The organism is Nocardioides sp. CPCC 206348, assembly GCF_048654705.1.
In the GTDB taxonomy this organism is placed as follows: domain Bacteria; phylum Actinomycetota; class Actinomycetes; order Propionibacteriales; family Nocardioidaceae; genus Nocardioides.
Window position 1 is genome coordinate 2,781 of record NZ_JBMCZA010000144.1, and the last position, 19,337, is coordinate 22,117.

At 70.8% G+C, this 19,337-nt stretch carries 18 protein-coding genes; 14 read left to right on the forward strand and 4 right to left on the reverse strand.

Features of this window, described 5'->3' with window-relative positions:
- A partial coding sequence (locus ACOADB_RS09790) for a lysophospholipid acyltransferase family protein (protein WP_378597770.1) occupies nt 1-1,031 on the forward strand: 1,031 nt, incomplete at its 5' end.
- Nucleotides 1,032-1,196: 165 nt separating this feature from the next.
- Here the strand turns inward: ACOADB_RS09790 and ACOADB_RS09795 are convergent.
- The 3 genes from ACOADB_RS09795 to ACOADB_RS09805 form a co-directional block, all read right to left on the reverse strand.
- Entirely contained in the window at nt 1,197-2,315 is a 1,119-nt protein-coding gene (locus tag ACOADB_RS09795) for a DUF5667 domain-containing protein (RefSeq protein ID WP_378597771.1), read from the reverse strand.
- Nucleotides 2,316-2,430: 115 nt separating this feature from the next.
- On the reverse strand, nt 2,431-3,237 hold the full coding sequence (locus ACOADB_RS09800) for a sigma-70 family RNA polymerase sigma factor (protein ID WP_378597772.1): 807 nt from the start codon (nt 3,235-3,237) through the stop codon (nt 2,431-2,433).
- A 144-nt stretch (nt 3,238-3,381) separates the two neighbouring features.
- On the reverse strand, nt 3,382-4,266 hold the full coding sequence (locus tag ACOADB_RS09805) for an HAD family hydrolase (protein ID WP_378597773.1): 885 nt from the start codon (nt 4,264-4,266) through the stop codon (nt 3,382-3,384).
- Nucleotides 4,267-4,322: 56 nt separating this feature from the next.
- Here ACOADB_RS09805 and ACOADB_RS09810 point away from each other — a divergent pair, with 56 nt between their 5' ends.
- The 11 genes from ACOADB_RS09810 to hemB all read left to right on the forward strand — a co-directional run bounded on the left by ACOADB_RS09810 (nt 4,323) and on the right by hemB (nt 15,748).
- On the forward strand, nt 4,323-5,909 hold the full coding sequence (locus ACOADB_RS09810; protein WP_378597774.1) for a class I adenylate-forming enzyme family protein: 1,587 nt from the start codon (nt 4,323-4,325) through the stop codon (nt 5,907-5,909).
- Nucleotides 5,906-6,148 carry a glutaredoxin family protein gene (locus ACOADB_RS09815; protein ID WP_378597775.1) on the forward strand — a complete coding sequence of 81 codons (243 nt, stop codon included), beginning with the start codon at nt 5,906-5,908 and terminating at the stop codon, nt 6,146-6,148. The genes ACOADB_RS09810 and ACOADB_RS09815 overlap by 4 nt, the downstream gene beginning before the upstream one ends.
- A 51-nt stretch (nt 6,149-6,199) precedes the next feature.
- Nucleotides 6,200-6,784: a hypothetical protein gene (locus ACOADB_RS09820; protein ID WP_378597776.1), complete on the forward strand. Its 585-nt coding sequence runs from the start codon at nt 6,200-6,202 to the stop codon at nt 6,782-6,784.
- Nucleotides 6,781-8,277 carry a hypothetical protein gene (locus tag ACOADB_RS09825; protein WP_378597777.1) on the forward strand — a complete coding sequence of 499 codons (1,497 nt, stop codon included), beginning with the start codon at nt 6,781-6,783 and terminating at the stop codon, nt 8,275-8,277. Before ACOADB_RS09820 ends, ACOADB_RS09825 begins: the two co-directional genes overlap by 4 nt.
- A 38-nt stretch (nt 8,278-8,315) precedes the next feature.
- Nucleotides 8,316-9,383: a glycosyltransferase family 2 protein gene (locus ACOADB_RS09830; RefSeq protein ID WP_378597778.1), complete on the forward strand. Its 1,068-nt coding sequence runs from the start codon at nt 8,316-8,318 to the stop codon at nt 9,381-9,383.
- On the forward strand, nt 9,380-9,832 hold the full coding sequence (locus tag ACOADB_RS09835) for a GtrA family protein (RefSeq protein WP_378597811.1): 453 nt from the start codon (nt 9,380-9,382) through the stop codon (nt 9,830-9,832). The genes ACOADB_RS09830 and ACOADB_RS09835 overlap by 4 nt, the downstream gene beginning before the upstream one ends.
- A 154-nt stretch (nt 9,833-9,986) precedes the next feature.
- Nucleotides 9,987-10,694 (forward strand): redox-sensing transcriptional repressor Rex, encoded by a 708-nt coding sequence (locus ACOADB_RS09840; RefSeq protein ID WP_378597779.1) that lies wholly within the window; start codon nt 9,987-9,989, stop codon nt 10,692-10,694.
- Nucleotides 10,691-12,001, forward strand: a complete 1,311-nt coding sequence (locus ACOADB_RS09845; protein WP_378597780.1) for a glutamyl-tRNA reductase — start codon at nt 10,691-10,693, stop codon at nt 11,999-12,001. The genes ACOADB_RS09840 and ACOADB_RS09845 overlap by 4 nt, the downstream gene beginning before the upstream one ends.
- The gene (gene hemC, locus ACOADB_RS09850; RefSeq protein WP_378597781.1) at nt 11,998-12,981 is read left to right on the forward strand and encodes a hydroxymethylbilane synthase; all 984 of its coding nucleotides are present in this window, start codon (nt 11,998-12,000) and stop codon (nt 12,979-12,981) included. Before ACOADB_RS09845 ends, hemC begins: the two co-directional genes overlap by 4 nt.
- The gene (locus ACOADB_RS09855) at nt 12,978-14,654 is read left to right on the forward strand and encodes a uroporphyrinogen-III synthase (protein WP_378597782.1); all 1,677 of its coding nucleotides are present in this window, start codon (nt 12,978-12,980) and stop codon (nt 14,652-14,654) included. The genes hemC and ACOADB_RS09855 overlap by 4 nt, the downstream gene beginning before the upstream one ends.
- A gap of 98 nt (nt 14,655-14,752) precedes the next feature.
- On the forward strand, nt 14,753-15,748 hold the full coding sequence (gene hemB / locus ACOADB_RS09860) for a porphobilinogen synthase (protein ID WP_378597783.1): 996 nt from the start codon (nt 14,753-14,755) through the stop codon (nt 15,746-15,748).
- Nucleotides 15,749-15,805: 57 nt separating this feature from the next.
- Here the strand turns inward: hemB and ACOADB_RS09865 are convergent, their stop codons facing one another.
- Nucleotides 15,806-17,020 carry a lytic murein transglycosylase gene (locus ACOADB_RS09865; protein WP_378597784.1) on the reverse strand — a complete coding sequence of 405 codons (1,215 nt, stop codon included), beginning with the start codon at nt 17,018-17,020 and terminating at the stop codon, nt 15,806-15,808.
- Between the two features lie 273 nt (nt 17,021-17,293).
- Here ACOADB_RS09865 and hemL point away from each other — a divergent pair, with 273 nt between their 5' ends.
- Both hemL and ACOADB_RS09875 read left to right on the forward strand, forming a co-directional pair.
- A complete protein-coding gene (gene hemL, locus ACOADB_RS09870) occupies nt 17,294-18,640 on the forward strand; it encodes a glutamate-1-semialdehyde 2,1-aminomutase (protein WP_378597785.1) in 1,347 nt (448 codons plus the stop codon).
- Complete coding sequence (locus ACOADB_RS09875; RefSeq protein ID WP_378597786.1) at nt 18,637-19,332, forward strand: histidine phosphatase family protein; 696 nt, start codon at nt 18,637-18,639, stop codon at nt 19,330-19,332. Before hemL ends, ACOADB_RS09875 begins: the two co-directional genes overlap by 4 nt.
- Nucleotides 19,333-19,337 lie beyond the last annotated feature (5 nt).

Consider the following 19,337-nt stretch of genomic DNA (forward strand, 5'->3'; position numbering starts at 1 on the left):
CGAAGGACGTCCGGACGTCGAAGCCGGCTGCTGAGGAGCCCGTCATCCGGACCGCGTCCGTGCTCGACGAGCCGGCCGCCGTACCCGCGGGGCTGACGGCTGCACGCACCGAGGAGCGCTCGAGCAACCCGTTGGCCGGTATCCCGGTCGGCGACTGGCTCGCCGCGTTCCAGCACGCCAGCCGCGAGCTGTTCGGCGACCAGTGGGAGCCCCAGCTGGCTCGCTTCCTGGCGTTCCTGCGTCGACGCCTCACGGGCGACTACACCGTCGACGAGTACGGCTTCGACGAAGAGGTCACCACGCGCTTCTTCATGGCCGCGCTGCGCCCGATCGCGGAGAAGTGGTTCCGGATCGAGGTGCGCGGTGCGGAGAACATCCCCGCCACGGGCGGCGCCCTGGTGGTCTCCAACCACTCCGGCACGATCCCGGTCGACGGCCTGATGACCATGGTCTCGATCCACGACCAGACCGGGCGCCACCTGCGCCCGCTCGGTGCGGACCTCGTGTTCCGCCTGCCGATGGTCGGCGCCCTCGCCCGCAAGGGTGGTGCGACGCTGGCCTGCACCGAGGACGCCGAGCGGATGCTGCGCGGTGGCGAGCTCGTCGGTGTGTGGCCCGAAGGCTTCAAGGGCATCGGCAAGCCGTTCTCGGACCGTTACAAGCTGCAGCGCTTCGGTCGCGGGGGATTCGTCTCCGCCGCCCTGCGCACCGGCGTCCCGATCGTGCCGCTGTCGGTCGTCGGCGCCGAGGAGATCTACCCGCTCGTCGGCAACATCCCCTCGCTGGCGCGCCTCGTCGGGGTGCCCTACATCCCGATCACGCCGTTCTTCCCGCTGCTCGGTCCGCTCGGCCTGGTTCCGCTGCCCTCGAAGTGGCTGCTGGAGTTCGGCGAGCCCATCCGCACCGACGAGTACGACGCCGGCGCGGCCGAGGACCCGATGCTGGTCTTCAACGTGACCGACCAGGTGCGCGAGACGATCCAGCAGACGCTCTACAGCCTCTTGATGCAGCGCCAATCCGTCTTCAAGTAGTTTCGCCGAGCGCGTCTCCGGCGTAGATCCGGGGCAGCAAGCTGCCCGTCGACGCCTCCCGCCGCGCTGCCGGCGGCGCGGTTGCCTTGAGCACGACTTCAGTTGGCATGGCGGCAGGCCGGCTGTGCCGGTCGGGGACTGCAACAGTAGTTGCCAGTGGGGCAACTACTGCAACAGGCCGCCCAAGAGGCCGCCGAGTCCGTCGACCAGGGTGCCGGTGAGCGTCTGCTCGCCGGGGGTCGGCGTGGAGCCGCCGCCGGGCAGACCGCCCGTGACGCCGTCGGTGACCTTGTCGATCACTTCGCCGACACCGTCGGTGACCTTGGTCGGCACCTCGGTGGGGTCGACGGGCGATGCGGGGCCGGTGGGCACCTCGGTCGGGAGCACCGGAGCCTTGCTCGGCTTGTCGTTCGGCTCGACCGTCCCGGTGCCGGGCGCGGTGACCGAGGCAGTGTCGGGGATCGTGCCGCTGAGCACGCTGCTGAGGGACTGCAGCGCGAAGTCGGGGATCTGGGCGAGGTCGCCCTCCGCACAGGCGGCACAGGCTTCCCAGGCAGCGACGTCGACCTGGCGAACGGTCTGCGTGGCGGTGATCAGGATCGAACGGCTCTCGCTCGGAACAACCGGTCCCAGCGCGCTCAGCACGTCCATGCTGTCAGCGGCGAAGGCCCGCAGTTCGGCGATCCGATCGCCCTCGCCCGTGGTGGCGTAGTCGTCGAGGGTGGCCTCGGACGCCTGCTCGGTCTGGTCGGTGAAGTCCTGCAGCGTCGAGGAGATCACGTCGGCGTCGGCGTCGTCGCGGGCAGCCAGCTCGCGCACCTCGCTGAGGCGCGACTCGGCGTGGGCCAGGAGCGTCTCGGCTCGCGAGGCCTCGTCTGCCTGCAGGTTGGTCTGGGCGTTCTCGATCGCACGCTTGACGGGGTACAGGACGTCACCCGGGAGGGCACTCTGCGAGGCCATGGCCATCGAGCCGGTGGCCGAGACGACGGCGAATCCGCCGACGACGGCCGCAAGGCGACGCTCGCGGGAGCCGCGGCGCTGGCGCGGGGTGAGCCGCGCGGCGAGCGCCTCATCGACACGAGCGGGCTCGCGCTCGGCAGCCGCGATCAGCTGGGTGCGCAGGGAGGAGACGAAGTCGGGACGGGCGGTGACCGGTTCCACGGAGCGCAGCGCAGCAACCACGTCGAGCAGTTCGCGATGTCCCTCGATGTTGCCGGCCTTGCCGGTCACCAGGGCATCGAACTCCTCGGCGCGTCGCGACCAGGCGTTCCCGCGCATCACCATGTCCACCCTCGCTTGAGCAGGGTCAAGCAGACCCGTCCATCCGTACAGCAATCAAACGAGTGAACAACGGTGGAAGTTACGCGGGAGAGGCCACGGCGGCGCGGCGCGGGGGCGGTCATCGCAGGCCCTCCGGCATCAGCTTCGCGAGATTGCGGACGCCGCGGAGCTGCAGCTGCTTGATGGCCCCGTCGCTGCGGCCCAGGGCCGTGGCGGTCTCGGCGATGCTCATGCCCTGCAGGAAGCGCATGATCAGGCAGTCGCGCTGCTCATTGGGCAGCTTGGTGAGGGACTCGAGCAGGATCTCGTTGGTGAGCCCGGCGAGAACAGCGTTCTCGGGTCCCTCTGTCGAGTCGTCGTGCTGGCCCATGTCCTCGGTGGTGAGCTCGAGGCGGGTGCGGCCGGCCTTGAAGTGGTCGGTCGCGAGGTTGCGGGCGATGGTCATCAGCCAGGCGCCGAAGTCCTTGCCCTGCCAGCGGAACGACGACATGTTGCGCAGGGCGCGGAAGAAGGTCTCCGAGCACAGGTCCTCGGCCACCACGACCGACCGGGTGCGGTAGTAGAGGAAGCGGTAGACCGAGGGCTGGTAGTGGTCGTACAGCATGCCGAAGGCCTCGGAGTCGCCGCCGCGGGCGAGCTCGACGAGGCCGATCAGGCGTTCGCGGGCTTCGGGGGAGTCCTCGGAGGAGGTGGCCAGGGTGGCGTCGCCGTACCCGGCCGGTCCGGAAGCGCCGCTGAACTCGTCGTTGGGGAGCTCGGCGTGGGCCTCGCTGAGCAGCCAGTGGTCCTCGCGACGGGCGCGCGAAGCGCCCGGAAGGCCACCCGTGCCAGCGATCGCGAGAGCCGGTTCGAGGGACAGTGCAGCGAGCACGGCGGCGCGCAGGGCGTCGAGCCCACGCGCGGTGCTGCTGCTTTCCCAGGTCATCCCCGGTCCCCTCCCTGTACCCCCACGGCGCATCCTACGGTGAAACCAATCAGAGTGTTACCCAAACCTGCGAACCGATCAGAGGGCCGATCGGACCAATTCAGGTGGTCACCCTGAGCGTCGCTGAGCCCCGTTCGCGGCCGGTCAGGACAGGAAGCGGCGGACCTGGCGTCGTACGACGGTGCCCGCGATCGCCGCCCCTGTAGCGGCGGTTCCGGCGATGAGCCCGGCGCGGGCCGCCTTGCGGCCGGTCCGGTAGTCGCGGATGCGCCACCCCTCGGCGCGGGCGTGGGCGCGGAGCTTCGCGTCGGGATTGATCGCACACGGGTCGCCGACGAGGCTCAGCATGGGCAGGTCGTTGTAGGAGTCGCTGTACGCCGAGCAGGCCGACAGGTCCAGGCCCTCGCGGTCCGCGATCGCCTGGACGGCGACCGCCTTCGCGGGTCCGTGCAGCATGTCGCCCACGAGGGCACCGGTGTAGACGCCGTCGACGTGTTCGGCGACGGTGCCGAGCGCCCCGGTGAGCCCCAGGCGTCGCGCGATCAGGCTGGCGATCTCGATCGGTGCGGCGGTGACCAGCCAGACCCGCTGGCCCTGGTCGAGGTGGATCTGGGCGAGGGCGCGCGTGCCCGGCCAGATCCGGTGCGCCATGCCCTCGTCGAAGATCTCCTCGCTGACCTCTTCGAGCTCGGCGACCGTGTGGCCGGCGATGAAGGCCAGCGCCGAGTTGCGGGCTTCGGCGACGTGCTCGGGGTCCTCGTTTCCGGAGATCCGGAAGTACGCCTGCTTCCAGGCGGCGCCGAGGATGTCGCGGGTGGTGAAGAACTTGCGGCGGTGCAGCCCGCGGGCCAGGTGGAAGATGCTGGCGCCCTGCATGACCGTGTTGTCGACGTCGAAGAACGCGGCCGCCCGCGTGTCGTTCGCCGGCGTCAGCGCACTCTCGACCTCCGCCGCGGCAGCAGCGGCTTCGCCTGCGAGCGTCGAACGCTGCTGCAGGTTCAGCCGGCGGGGGCGGTCGGCGGGGGTCATGCATCAATCCTAGGGATCGGCCGGTCCGGACGACCACCGGTCGTAGGATCGCCCCTATGTCATCTGCCGAGGCCACCGCTGCGCCGGACGTGGCAGCACTGGTGACGGCCGCTGCGACAGACTTTCCCGACCGGCTCGCGCTGGTCGAAGCCGGAGGTCGTGGCCTGACCTGGGGCGAGCTGGACGACGAGGTCGGACGCATCGCGACCGGGCTCGGCGCCGCCGGCATCCTGGCCGGCCACCGGGTCATGGTCGCCATGGGCAACCGCCTCGAGTTCGTGGTCAGCTACCTCGGCATCCTGCGCGCCCAGGCCGTCGCTGTCCCGGTCAATCCGGGCTCCACGGCCGAGGAGTTCGCGCGGATGATCACCGACGCCGGGGCGCGGCTGGTGCTCGCCGACGGCGGTGCAGTCGACGCGGTGCGCGCGGGCGTCGTACGACTTGAGGACGGCAGGTCGCCCCAGGTGATCGCGGTCGGTGCGGCCGCCGCCGACGGCGAGAGCACGTACGACGACCTGCGGGCCGAGCTCGGACAGGCGGTGCCGCCGCTGCTGGACCCCGAGAAGCTGGCGGTGCTGCTGTTCACGAGTGGCACGTCCGGGCTCCCGCGCGCCGCGATGCTCACCCATCGCGCGCTGCTCGCGAACGTCGCGCAGGTCGCCGATGTCGATCCGCCGATGATCCACACCGACGACGTTGTCCTCGGCGTGCTGCCGCTCTTCCATGTCTACGGCCTGGGTGCCGTGCTCGGCGGCGTGATCCGGCACCGGGCGAAGCTGGTGCTCGCCGAACGGTTCGACCCCGAGGGCACGCTCGACCTGATCGAGGACGAGGCCTGCAGCGTGATCCCGGTGGCGCCACCCGTGTTCGCTGCCTGGCGCCACGTCGACGCCCTGGCCGAGCGGCTCGGCCCGGTCCGGATGATCCTGTCCGGCTCGGCGCCCCTGGCGGCCGAGGTGATCGAGGAGTTCACCGCCCTGGCCGGAGTGCCCGTGCACCAGGGCTACGGCCTGACCGAGGCCTCGCCCGTGGTGACCAGCACCCTGTTGTCGGCGGGCTCCAAGCCGGGCTCGGTCGGTGCGGCCCTCACCGGCATCGACCTGCGGCTGGTCGACGAGGACGGACACGTGCTCGCCGGGTCCGAGGCCGACGACCCCGGCGAGATCCAGATCCGCGGCGCGAACCTCTTCAGCGGGTACTGGCCCGACGGTGCTGACGGCCCCGGCGCCGACGGCTGGTGGTCCACCGGCGACGTCGGTTTCCTCGACGCCGACGGCGACCTGTACCTCGTCGACCGGGTCAAGGAGCTGGTGATCGTCTCCGGCTTCAACGTCTACCCGAGCGAGGTGGAGGCGGTGATCAACGAGGTCCCCGGCGTCCGCCAGGCCGCGGTGGTCGGCACCCCCGACGAGAGCACCGGCGAGGCCGTCGTCGCGTACGTCGTCCCGGACGACGCCGGTGCGGACGCCGAGTCCCTGGTGGCAGCGGTCCGCGCATCGTGCGCCGAGCGGCTGGCGCCGTACAAGCGACCGGAGCGGGTGGAAGTGGTCGAGGCGTTGCCCCGCACGATCACCGGCAAGATCCGCAAGGGTGTGCTCCGCGGCGAGCAGCGCCGCCTCGCGATGGGCCTCCTCGAACCATGAGCGCTCCCCGGATCACGCTCTACGGCCGACCCGGCTGCCACCTCTGCGACGACGCGCGCCTGGTCATCGAGGCAATCTGTGCGGAGACCGGGGAGTCCTACGAGGAGATCTCGATCGACGACGACCCGGCGCTCGGCGACCGGTTCGCCAACGAGATCCCGGTGACCTTCGTCGACGGCAAGCAGCACGACTTCTGGCGCGTCGACCCCGAGCGGCTGCGGCGGGCACTCGCGGGTTGAGCCGGGTGCCTCCCCGGGAAGCACCACGGCCGCGACTATCCTCGGGCCACCATGCTCCTTCTCGTTTCGCCGCACCGCCGTCGGGTCGGCGTCGCGGTCGGCGTCGTCGCCGTCCTCGTCGTGCTGCTCCTCAGCCACTCGTTCGGCCGGGCCGTCCCGACCAACAACTACCGGCCGCTGATCACCACCGACGCCATCGAGAGCGGCTGCTACCCCCTGCCCGGTGACGCGAGGTTCGACGGTCTCGCCTACCAGGTGCGGTGGGACGAGGACGTCGCGACGCCCGAGGGCGAGCGGCGGCACCTCTACGGGCAGTACGACCTGGTGGACCGGGCCGAGGCGCAGCGGCTGCTGATCGCGGCCTTCACCAAGGTCGGATTCACCGTGGCAAGCACCAGCGCCGATCCTGATGCAGGCATCGACATCGGGCAGACCGTGTTGCGACGAGGGTCCACCGAGGTCAACCTGACCGTCACCGAGCTCCCCGACACCAGCGCCGAGACCCTCGTCCGGGGTGAGTTCGAGCTCGACCTGCCCGTCGTGGCGAAGGCCAAGGACGACCCGGTCTGCGACTTCCCCTCCTCCACCAAGCGATGGGCCGATGCCGGCAAGAAGCGTCGGGAGTCGATCAAGTGACCCGCCTCCTGCTGGCCCGACCCGCGTGGCTGCCGCGCCCCGAGATCCTGCTCGGCTGGCTCGTCGTCGCCCACGTCGTCCTCAAGCTGCTGATCTTCCCGCTGGTGATGCACGCAGCGCCCGTCGGTGACGAGTCGGCGTACCTCAACGGCGGGCGCGCGCTGTCCAACCTGCTGCGCGACAGCTTCGCCTTCACCTCACCCGACTCGGCCGAGCTCGAGCGCAACGTGGTGGCGTCGGGGTGGTTCATGCCCGGCATGCCCGTGGTGATCGCCCCGGTCTACCTGCTGTTCCCGGACGCGCCGATGTGGCTGGTCCGTGCGTACCTCGGGCTGTTCACGCTGGTCCTGTTCCTGATCGTGGTGCGCTCGGTGGCCCGTCGGCTCAGCCCCGGCTGGGCGTGCGTCCTGGTCGTCGTACCCGGTCTGATCCCGAGCTACGTCGTGTTCTCGTACGGCGCCTGGGGCGACCTGTGCGCCGGCCTGGTCCTGGTGCTGCTGATCGTCCACCTCGTGGAGATGTACCGGGGCCTGCGCGAGGGCAAGGCGCCGACCCTCAAGGAAGGGCTGGTGCTCGGCCTGCTCGCGACCGCCGAGCTCTACCTGCGCTCGAGCACGTCGCTGCTGCTCGCCGCCCTCGGTGTGGCGACCCTGGCGACGGCGGTCGTGATGCTGCGCGGGCGGGTCCGGCTGCGCGCCATCGGTTCGGCCGTGCTGGCCGGCGTGGTCTTCGTGCTGTTCCTCGCGCCCTGGTCGTACTTCGCGTCCGAGGCGCTCGGTGGCCGGGTGATGACGACCACCACCGTCCCGACCGTCATGGCCAACACGTTCGGCAACCGCAGCGAGGTCTGCTTCGGCCACTGCGATCCCGACAGCACGCAGTGGTTCCGGCCGCTGCGCTACGCCCGTGAGGTGGGTCGCTCGACCGACACCAGTGAGGTCGAGGTCCTCAAGCACATGTCGAGCTACGCACTGCGCGACCTGACGCCCTCGCACTACCTCGACCAGGTGGTGCACAACCTCGGTGCGTACTCGCTGCAACCGAACAACTTCACCGGCTACCTCCAGCCCGAGGAAGGTCGGGGGACCTTCGGCAACGCGGGCGCGCAGGTCGCCAACGCCGTCACCTGGGCGCTCTACGTCCCGCTGGTCCTGATCGGTGCGGTGTCGCTGTTGTTCCACGCACGTCGCAGCCTCGAGGCCCGGTTGCTCGACGTGCTGACCAAGCTGGCCCTCGGTGCCCTGCTGGTGCAGCCGTTCGTCCACATCGCCGGCGGGCGCTACTGGACGACGGCCGGTCCGATCCTCGCCATTGCGGCCTTCTCGTTCCTGCGCGAGCGCCAGCTCGCACGGCCCGGGGCCGTGCCGCCGCCGGAGGGGATCGTCACCGCGATGGACGGCACCGCCGTCACCTGGCTCGGGCGGGTGCAGGTGCTGCTGAGCGTGCTGACCGGCCTCGTGGCGGTCGTCCTGCTCGGCGCCGTGATCCTGTGAGCAACCCTGTTCCGGGCGCTCCTCTAGAGTCAGCCCCCATGGAAGGCACACGCGGCGACTCGGACGCCCCCGCGACGCACGACGGTCCCCGCCGGATCGCCTACGTCCTCCCCGTCTACAACGAGGAGGAGGGCATCGCCGTCTTCCACGCTGCTCTCGTCGAGGCGACCGCGGAGCGGCCCGACCTGGCCTTCGAGTTCGTGTACGTCGACGACGGCAGCCGCGACGCGTCCCTGGAACGCCTCATCGACCTGCGCGCCCAGGACCCCCGCGTCACCGTCGTCCAGTTCTCCCGCAACTTCGGGCACCAGCTCGCCGTGACCGCCGGGCTCGACCTCGTCGCCGAGGCGCAGTCGGCCGACGCCGTGATCGTGATGGACACCGACCTGCAGGACCCGCCGCGGGTCAGCGTCGAGATGATCGAGCGCTGGGAGGACGGCGTCGACGTCGTCTACGCACAGCGCCGGACCCGCAAGGACACCCCCTTCAAGCGGTTCACCGCGTTCGGCTTCTACTGGGTGCTCGACCGGCTCGCGTCGATCGAGATCCCGCGCAACGTCGGCGACTTCCGGTTGATGGACGCCCGCGTCGTCGCCGAGATCTCCCGCTACCGCGAGCACGACCGGTTCCTGCGCGGCATCGTGGCGCACGTCGGCTTCCGCCAGGAAGCGCACCTCTTCGACCGCGACGAGCGGTTCGCGGGCGAGACGGGTTACCCGTTCCGCAAGATGCTCAACTTCGCGGCGAGCGGCATCCTCGGCTTCTCGACCACGCCGTTGAAGCTGATCTCCCGCTTCGGCTTCGCGATCTCGGCCTTCAGCGTCCTGCTCGGCCTCTACGTGCTGGCCGTCCGCATCTTCAACCCCGACGAGTCCGTCCCCGGTTGGGCGTTCCTCGGCGTCGGCATGTTCATGCTCAGCGGCATCCAGCTCGTGATGATGGGTGTGATCGGCAGCTACCTCGGACGGATCTACGTCGAGGCGCAGGACCGGCCGCTGTACACCGTGGCCATGGTCGCTCGCGATGCCGTCGAGGCTCGCGAAGGATCGGCGGTCGGTGTCGCTCCGCGCCGCCACCGTGACAGGGACCCGGGGGCGGAGTCCTGAGCCACCGGGCAACAGCGCTCCGGTTCGGCGCGGTCGGACTCTGCAACACCGCCATCGATGCGGTGCTGTTCGTGCTGCTGCACGACCAGCTCGGCATCACGGTCGCCAACTTCGTCTCCAGCAGCGCCGGCATGGTGTTCAGCTTCGTGGTCAACGGGCTGTTCACCTTCAAGGCCGACAAGCTCACGCTGCGGCACGCCGCGCTCTTCGTCGCCACCACCGGCCTGGTCATGTGGGTCGCGCAGCCGCTGTTGATCCATGGCTGGCTGTGGGTGCTCGAGCAGGGCCCGGACGTCACCCTGGCGGGCATGGCCGCGGACGACGTACGCATCTGGGGAGCGAAGCTCGCCTCGATCGCGTGCTGCCTGGTGCTGAACTTCGCTGCCTACCGCTTCGTGGTGTGGCCGGTCGAGCACCCGGGGGAACCGGCACCCAAGCTGGGCGAGTAGTCGCGGGGTGCGGGCGTCTTGTCGAGACGCTCCGAACCCCTCCGGGCACCCCGTGCAAGGGGGCTCACCAATTTTGTTCTCACGTTCACAAACTCCTACAGTGATCGAGCCGCGACCCACCTAGTTCTGCTGGTCGTGACTGGAAAGTGGAGCTGTGAGCACACGGAGTTCGACAGACGCCAACCGGGTCATCCCGGAGGCCACGGTCGCCCGCCTGCCGGTGTACCTGCGGGCGCTGACGGCTCTGGCCGACAGCGGTATCCGCACCTGTTCCAGCGAGGACCTCGCGATCGCAGCAGGCGTCAACAGCGCCAAGCTCCGCAAGGACCTGTCCCACCTCGGCAGCTACGGCACCCGCGGCGTCGGGTACGACGTCGACTACCTGCGCTACCAGATCGCCCGCGAGATCGGGGTCACCCAGGACTGGCCGGTCGTCATCGTCGGCATCGGAAACCTGGGCCACGCGCTCGCCAACTACTCCGGCTTCCGCAGCCGCGGCTTCCGGGTCGTCGCACTGCTCGACGCCGACCCCGACCTGATCGGCCAGACGGTCGCGGGCGTCGCCGTACGCGCGTTCGACGAGCTCGAGGCGATCGTGCAGGAGCACGACGTCGCGATCGGTGTCATCGCCACGCCCGCCCTCGCGGCACAGTCCGTCGCCGACCGGATGGTCGCGATCGGCATCACCAGCATCCTGAACTTCGCGCCGGCCGTGGTGGCCGTGCCCGAGGGCGTGGACGTGCGCAAGGTCGACCTGTCGATCGAGCTGCAGATCCTCGCCTACCACGAGCAGCGCAAGGCCAACGGTGCTGACGCCGCGGCCGCAGCCGCTGCTGTCACCGCTGATGGAGGTGCTGCATGAGCGTGCTGGTGGTCGGGATCTCCCACAACTCCGCGCCGATGTCGCTGCTGGAGCGCGTCGCCCTCGACGACGACGGCGTGCAGAAGCTCGTCGCCGACGCCGCCGCGTGCGAGCACGTCACCGAGGCCACGGTGATCGCCACGTGCAACCGCCTCGAGATCTACACCGAGGTCGAGCGGTTCCACGGCAGCATCGAGCAGATCTCCCGGCTCCTCGTCGAGCGCGCCGGCGAGTCGACCGAGGGGATGCTTCCGCACCTCTACGTCCACTACGACGACGGCGCGATCTCGCACCTCTTCCAGGTGGCGGCCGGCCTCGACTCGATGGCGGTCGGCGAGGGCCAGATCCTCGGCCAGACCCGCGATGCGCTGCGCCGCGGCCAGGAGCTCGGCACCGTCGGTCCCGCGCTCAACCTCCTCTTCCAGCAGGCGCTCCGCGTCGGCAAGCGCACCCGCGCCGAGACCGAGATCGACCAGGTCGCGCCGTCCCTGGTGAGTGCCGCCCTGGACGTCACCTCCGAGGCCGTCGGCCCCGTCGAGGGCAAGTACGTCGTCGTGGTCGGTGCCGGCGCGATGGCCGGTCTCGCCACCGCCACCGCCAGCCGTCTGAACGCCGGACACCTCGCGGTGGTCAACCGGTCCGTCGACGGTGCGGCCCGCCTGGCCGAGCAGTACGCCGCGCACGCCGTCCCGCTCGAGCAGCTCGGCGCCGAGATCTCCCGCGCCGACATCGTGATCAGCTGCACCGGTTCCTCGGGTGCCCTCATCGACCGCGCGATGGTCGAAGCGGCGCGCGCCGGTGAGCCCGGGCGCCCGCTCGCGCTGATCGACCTCGCCCTCCCGCACGACATCTCGCGCGACGTCCTCGACCTGCCCCGGGTGAGCCTGGTCGGCCTGGCCGAGCTGGCCAAGGTGTTGCAGGGCGGCGCGACCGGCCGCGAGGTCCAGGAGGTCCGCCGGATCCTGGCCGAGGAGGTCAACGCCTTCCTCGCCGCACGTCGCCAGGCCAGCGTCACGCCGACCGTGGTCGCCCTGCGCTCGATGGCCACCGGCGTCGTCGACGCGGAGATGACCCGCCTCGAGAGCCGGCTCCCGGACCTCGACGACCTGACCCGCGAGGAGATCCGCCACACGGTCCGCCGCGTGGCCGACAAGCTCCTCCACGAGCCGACCGTCCGGGTCAAGGAGCTCGCCAACGACCAGGGCGCCGTGTCCTACGCCGCTGCGCTGGCCGAGCTCTTCGCCCTCGACCCGGAAGCCGTCGACGCCGTCACCCGCCCCGTCGTCGTCGAGGAGGGTCCGTCATGAGGATCGGCACCCGCCGCAGTGCCCTCGCGACCACCCAGTCCGGCCACGTCGCCGACGCCCTGCGGGACCGGTTCGGCGTGGCCACCGAGCTCGTCGAGATCAACACCGACGGCGACCGCAGCCAGGCCTCCGGAGCACCGCTGTCCGGCCCCGGGTCCTCGGTCGGTGTCTTCGTCAGCGCCCTGCGCGATGCCCTGCTGGCCGGCGAGGTCGACGTCGCGGTGCACTCCCTCAAGGACCTCCCGACCTACCCCGCCGACGGCATCACGCTGGCGGCGATCCCGGTGCGCGAGGACCCGCGCGACGTCGTCGTGGCCCGCGACGGGCTGACCCTGGGCGAGCTGCCGCAGGGCAGCCGCGTCGGCACCGGATCGCCCCGCCGGGTCGCGCAGATCGAAGCCCTCGGGCTCGGCGTCGACCTCGTCGGCGTACGCGGCAACGTGGACACACGGATCGCCAAGGTCACCTCCGGTGAGTACGACGCCGTCGTCCTCGCTCGCGCCGGGCTGTCCCGCCTCGGTCGGGTGGACGAGGCGACCGAGGTGCTCGACCCGCTCCAGGTGCTGCCCGCTCCCGGCCAGGGCGCGCTCGCGGTCGAGTGCCGCACCGACGACGCCGCGACCCTCGCCGTGCTCGTGGGTCTGGACGACCCGGCGACCCGTGCTGCCGTCACCGCCGAACGTGCTGCGCTGGCCACCCTCGAGGGCGGCTGTTCGGCGCCCATCGGTGCCCTGGCCGACATAGCAGAAGGTGATGACGGCCCCGAATTGTGGTTGCGGGCCGTGGCGTTGTCCACTGATGGTGCGCTCGCGGTCCGCCGCTCCGCCGCCACGCCCCTGGGCGAGGACGAAACGACGTGGCCCGGCACCGCGGCCACGTTGGGCGCAGCCCTTGCCAAGGAAATGATCGAAGACGGCGCGGCCGAACTGACCACGCTCCCTGACCCATCCGCACGATCCGCAAAGGTGCACAACGCATGACGCGAGCCACGACAGCCAAGGCTGCCCCGACTCCCGCCTCCCCCCAGGCCCGCCCCGGTGGGGTCGCCTTCGTCGGCACCGGTCCCGGTGACCCCGACCTCCTGACCGTGCGTGCGGTGCGGCTCATCGAGGAAGCCGAAGTGATCATCACCGAGGACCCCACCCACGCGTCGCTCGTCGACGTCGTGCGGGCCCGTGCGGCGGCGACCGGCGAGCTGACCTCCGACGCTGCTCCCGAGCTGATCGACGGTGGCTTCGGTGAGGACGGCCAGCCGCTCACGCACGCTGCCCGTTCGAAGGTGGTCGTCAAGCAGGCCAAGCGCCCCGTGCGCGTCGTCCGTCTCCTGGGCGGCGACCCGTTCCTCTACGCCTCGGGTCCCGAAGAGGCGCAGGCCGTGGCCAAGGCCGGTCTCCCGTTCGAGGTCGTCCCCGGCGTCTCCTCGGTCGGTGCGGTCCCGGCGTACGCCGGTATCCCGCTGACCACCAAGGACCACCGCGAGGTGTCCGTGGTGACCTGCAGCGACAAGGCCGTCGACTGGTCCCGGTACGCCGATGTCCCGACGCTGGTCCTGCTGTCCGCGGTCGGCCAGATCGCCGAGATCGCCAAGGCACTCATCGCTGCCGGTCGCTCCCCGGAGACGCCCGTCGCGATGACCCGCGTCGGCACCACCACCGAGCAGCAGACCATCACCTCGACGCTCGAGCGGATCGCCGCCGACGCCCGCGCCGCCCGGATCGCGCCGCCGGCGATCACGGTCATCGGTGCCGTCGTCGACCTGCGCGAGAAGCTCTCGTGGTTCGAGACCAAGCCGCTGTTCGGCTGGCGCGTCCTGGTGCCTCGCACCAAGGAGCAGTCCGCTTCCCTCTCCAACCGGCTGCGCGAGTTCGGTGGCGTGCCGGAGGAGGTCCCGACCATCTCGGTCGAGCCGCCGCGCAACCCGCAGCAGATGGACAAGGCCGTCCGCGGCCTCGTCGAGGGTCGCTACGAGTGGATCGCGTTCACCTCGATCAACGCCGTGAAGGCAGTGCGCGAGAAGTTCGAGGAGTACGGCCTCGACGCCCGCGCCTTCTCGGGCCTCAAGATCGCCGCTGTCGGCGACAAGACCGCCCAGGCGATCGCCGACTGGGGCCTGCGTGCGGACCTGACGCCCTCGGGCGAGCAGTCCGCGGCCGGCCTGCTGGCCGACTGGCCCGAGTACGACGAGCAGTTGGACCCGATCAACCGGGTGTTCCTGCCGCGTGCCGACATCGCGACCGAGAACCTCGTCGCCGGCCTGATCGACCTCGGCTGGGAGTGCGACGACGTCACCGCGTACCGCACCGTCCGGGCAGCCCCGCCGCCGGCGCCGACGCGCGACGCGATCAAGACGGGCAGGTTCGACGCCGTCGTGTTCACGTCGTCCTCGACGGTGCGCAACCTGGTCGGCATCGCCGGCAAGCCGCACCCGTCGACGATCATCGCCGTCATCGGTCCGGCCACGGCCAAGACCGCCGAGGAGCACGGCCTCCGGGTCGACGTGATGGCGCCTGCGCCCGACGTCGAGCTGCTGGTGGAGGCCCTCGCCGGCTTCGGTGCCTCCCGCCGGGTGGCGATGCTCGAGGCCGGTGACCCCGTCACCAAGCCGAGCGACCGCAAGCCTTCGGCCCGTCGCCGCAAGACTGCCGCGGAGTAGTTCGTCCCGCTCTGGGTCGTGTGCCCGGGAGCTCGTCATGGCGGGGTCCCGGGCACACGACTGTTTTTGGTCGGACCCGACAAAAGTAGGATGGCGGCGTGACTGACATCGACCGCCCCGTCGTACGCCCCCGCCGCCTTCGTACGACGGCAGCGATGCGCGACCTCGTCGCGGAGACGAACCTGTCCGCAGGCCAGCTGATCCTGCCGATGTTCGTCCGCGAGGGCGCCAGCGAACCGATGCCGATCAGCTCGATGCCCGGCGTCGTGCAACACACCCGCGACTCGCTGCGCAAGGCGGCGGCGGAGGCGGCGGAAGCCGGACTGCGCGGCGTGATGCTGTTCGGGATCCCCGAGCACAAGGACGCGACCGGCTCCGGCGGCATCGACCCCGACGGGATCCTCAACGTCGCGATCGCCGACGTGGTGGCCGAGGTGGGGGAGGAGCTCGTCGTGATGAGCGACCTGTGCCTCGACGAGTTCACCGACCACGGACACTGCGGCGTCCTCGATGCCCAGGGCCGGGTCGACAACGACGCCACGCTCGAGCAGTACGCCGCGATGGCCGTCGTGCAGGCGCAGGCCGGTGCCGGCCTGGTCGGCCCCAGCGGAATGATGGACGGGCAGGTCGCCGTGATCCGCGCGGCCCTCGACGACGTCGGTCACACCGACGTCGGGATCCTTGCCTACTCCGCGAAGTACGCCTCCGCCTTCTTCGGGCCGTTCCGGGAGGCCGTGGACAGCTCGCTGACGGGCGACCGGCGCACCTACCAGCAGGACGGCCGCAATGCCCGCGAAGGCGTCCGGGAGGCCCTCCTGGACATCGAGCAGGGGGCAGACATCGTGATGGTGAAGCCCGCCCTGGCCTATCTCGACGTGCTGCGCCGTGTCGCGGACGCCGCCGCCGACTTCGGGGTGCCCGTGGCGGCCTACAACATCTCCGGCGAGTACTCCATGGTCGAGGCCGCTGCCGCCCACGGGTGGATCGAGCGGGAGGCCGCGATCCTGGAGACGCTCACCTCGATCCGTCGTGCCGGCGCCGACATGATCCTGACGTACTGGGCGACCGAGGCCGCCGGACTGTTGCGCCGCTGACGCAAATGACGAGAGCCCCGGACCGTTGGTCCGGGGCTCTCGTTCGTTGTTCTGGTGTTACGGCGCCGCGAGGCCGTAGCTCAGCAGGCAGTTCAGCAGCTGGACCGTCTGGGTGAGCTTCGGGTAGGCCGCCTTGCAGGCGGGTCCGGCCTCGGCCTTGACGAGCGGGCCGAGGAGGCCGCTGATCAGGTTCGAGGTGACCGCGCCGACGCCGTCGTCGACGGTCTCGATGACCGGGTCGAGCGGCGTGTTGGTCTTCGGGATCGTCGGCGTGCCGCCGGGGGTCTCGCCGCCGGGGGTCTCGCCACCGGGGGTCTCGCCACCGGGGGTCTCGCCACCCGGGGTCTGGCCGGTGCCGCCGGTGCCGCCGGTGGACGAACCACCGGTGCTGCTGGAACCGCCCTTGCTGCCCTTCTTGTGGCCCGAGTTGAAGCTCGGCGGCTCGGGAACGACGTAGCCCGCGGCGGTCGAGTTGTTCGGCACCGAGGTGAAGTCGCCCTCGAGGTAGGCGTTCATGATCTTGAGGACCAGGTCGACGTACGCCTGGCTGTGGTTGTAGCGGTAGACCGAGGCGCGCTGGCCGACGACCGTGGAGAGGTCGCCGTCGCCCGAGCAGAGGTAGACGGCGGCCGCGAGAGCAGCGTCGTCGATGTCCTGCGGGTTGCGGGCGGCGTCGTCGTCAGCGTCCACGCCGACGACCTGCCAGGTCGAGGGGATGAACTGCATCGGGCCGACGGCGCGGTCCCACTTGGCGTCGTTGTCGTAGACACCGGCGTCGGTGTCCGAGATCGCCTGGGTGTTCTTGGTGCCGTTGAGCGGGAGGCCGTAGATGCCCGGGGTGGCCACACCGTCGTCGTTGAGGACGTTGCCGCCGAAGCGACCGTGGTTGGACTCCACACGGCCGATCGCGGCGATGAGCTGCCAGGTGATGTTGCAGGACTCGTCCGCGGAGTTGATGACCGTCTCGGCACGCTGGTAGGCAGCGAGAGCGGCGGCCGGGATCGCGTTGGTCGACGCGGCGGAGATGATGCCCGCCTCGTTGCCACCGTTGAGACCCTCGACGTTGGCCGGGTCGGAGAAGCTGGCCGGGTCCTCGATCGACTCCTCGGGCACGCTGGTGCCGTCGGTGACCTGTCCCGGACCCTCAGCGGCGATGACCGGCGCTGCGACGCTGCCGATACCGGCAACGGATGCGGTCCACGCTGCTGAAAGCAGAGCGAGCGGAATGATGGTGGCGACGCGCTGCAGACGCCCCAGACGCTTCCTCGACATGTATCGGACTCTCTCCCCGGGCCTTTCGGCCGATTTCCGTGGGCCACTCCCTCGCTGGGCCCACCCGTGCGTCACGCGTAGTCCGGTGACCCACGATGTGGACCAACCGAATGGCATGACACCTGGACAACGAAGTTTGACACACCGACGTTACGGGTGTCACATGTTCCCGCTCACAAAGCGGACGGCGTGGTATGTGCCCGACGAACTAGTCCCGGGGGCCAATCGGACCGCGATGGCGGGCGGCTGGGGTCGATCAGTGACAATGGCGCGGTGCCCGACCTCGTGATCACCGGCCCCACCACCGGCCCCACCAGCGGCTCCGACGCCCTCTTCGCCCGGGCCCGGGCAGTGACTCCCGGCGGGGTCAACTCGCCGGTCCGCGCCTTCAACGCGGTCGGCGGAACCCCTCGTTTCATCGCCTCCGCGACCGGTCCCTGGTTGACCGACGTCGACGGCAACACCTACGTCGACCTGATCTGCTCGTGGGGCCCGATGCTGCTGGGCCACGCCCACCCGGCCGTCGTCGAGGCCGTGCGTGAAGCGGTCGGTCGCGGGACGTCGTACGGCACGCCGACGGAGGGCGAGGTCGCGCTGGTGGAGGCGATCGTCGCGCGCACCCCCGTCGAGCGCCTGCGCCTGGTCTCCTCGGGCACCGAGGCCACCATGTCGGCGATCCGGCTGGCGCGCGGCTTCACCGGCCGCGACGTCGTCGTGAAGTTCGCCGGTTGCTACCACGGCCACGTCGACTCGCTCCTTGCGTCGGCCGGCTCGGGCCTGGCCACCTTCTCCGTCCCGGGAACTCCGGGCGTACCGGCCAGCTCGACCGACCTCACCGTGGTCCTGCCCTACAACGACCCGGCTGCGGTCACCGCCGTCTTCGCCGAGTACGGCGACCGGATCGCCTGCCTCATCACCGAAGCGGCGCCCGGCAACATGGGCGTGGTCCCGCCGGCGCCCGGCTTCAACAAGTTCCTCGCCGAGACGTGTCGTGCCCACGGCGCCCTGTTCATCAGTGACGAGGTGATGACCGGGTTCCGGGTCTCCGCGTCCGGCCAGTGGGGCACCGACGGTGCCGTCGAGGGCTGGGCCCCCGACCTGACGACCTTCGGCAAGGTGATGGGCGGTGGCTTCCCGGCCGCCGCGTTCGGCGGCCGGGCCGACGTGATGGCGCACCTCGCACCCGAGGGGCCGGTCTACCAGGCGGGCACGCTGTCCGGGAACCCGATCGCCACCGCCGCCGGCCTCGCCACCCTGACTGCCGCCGACGACGCGGTCTACGCCCGGCTCGACGTCGTCGCCGACGCGCTGCGTGCCGGCGCGGCCGAGGCGTTCACGGCCGCTGGCGTCCCCCACGTCATCCAGTCCACGGGCTCGATGTTCTCGGTGTTCCTCACCGAGGAACCCGTCACCAACTACGCCGAGGCGCAGCGCACCGACGTGGCGGCGTACGGCGCCTTCTTCCACGCGATGCTCGACCGCGGCGTGCACCTGCCGCCGTCGGCGTACGAAGCCTGGTTCGTGTCGTCGTCCCACGACGACCGCGCCGTCCAGCACGTCCTTGACGCCCTTCCCGCTGCAGCCGAGGCTGCCGCGGCCGTTTCCGGGGAGACCGCATGAGCACGCCCGACACCGTCGTCCACCTGGTCCGCCACGGCGAGGTCCACAACCCGGGGGGTGTCCTCTACGGCCGCCGCGACGGGTTCCACCTGTCCACCCGCGGCCTCGCGATGGCCGACCGGATCGGGGAGGCGCTCGGAGGCAACGACATCACGGTGCTCCGCTCGTCGCCGCTGGAGCGGGCCCAGGAGACGGCGGCACCGCTCGCGGCGAAGCTCGGCCTCGAGGTCACCCTCGAGCCGCGGGTCATCGAGTCGACCAACCAGTTCGAAGGGCTCACCTTCGGCAAGGGCAACAACGCGCTGCGCAACCCGCTGCTGTGGCGCCACCTCTACAACCCGTTCAAGCCGTCGTGGGGTGAGCCGTACAAGGCCATCGTCGAGCGGATGATGGCGGCCGTCCACGACGCCCGCGTCGCCGCGACGGGCCACGAGGCCGTCCTGGTCTCGCACCAGCTCCCGATCTGGACCACCCGTCTGGCCGCCGAGAAGCGTTCGTTCCTGCACGACCCGCGCAAGCGCCAGTGCACGCTGTGCTCGATCACCTCCTTCCACTTCGCCGGCGAGGAGCTGGTCCAGGTCAGCTACGCCGAGCCCGCCATCGACCTGATCCCGACCGGCGACATCGCCGCGCCGTTCTCGGCCGGTGACGCGCCGGAGGAGAACAAGCCGGAGGGAACGCCTCCCGAATGACCCGC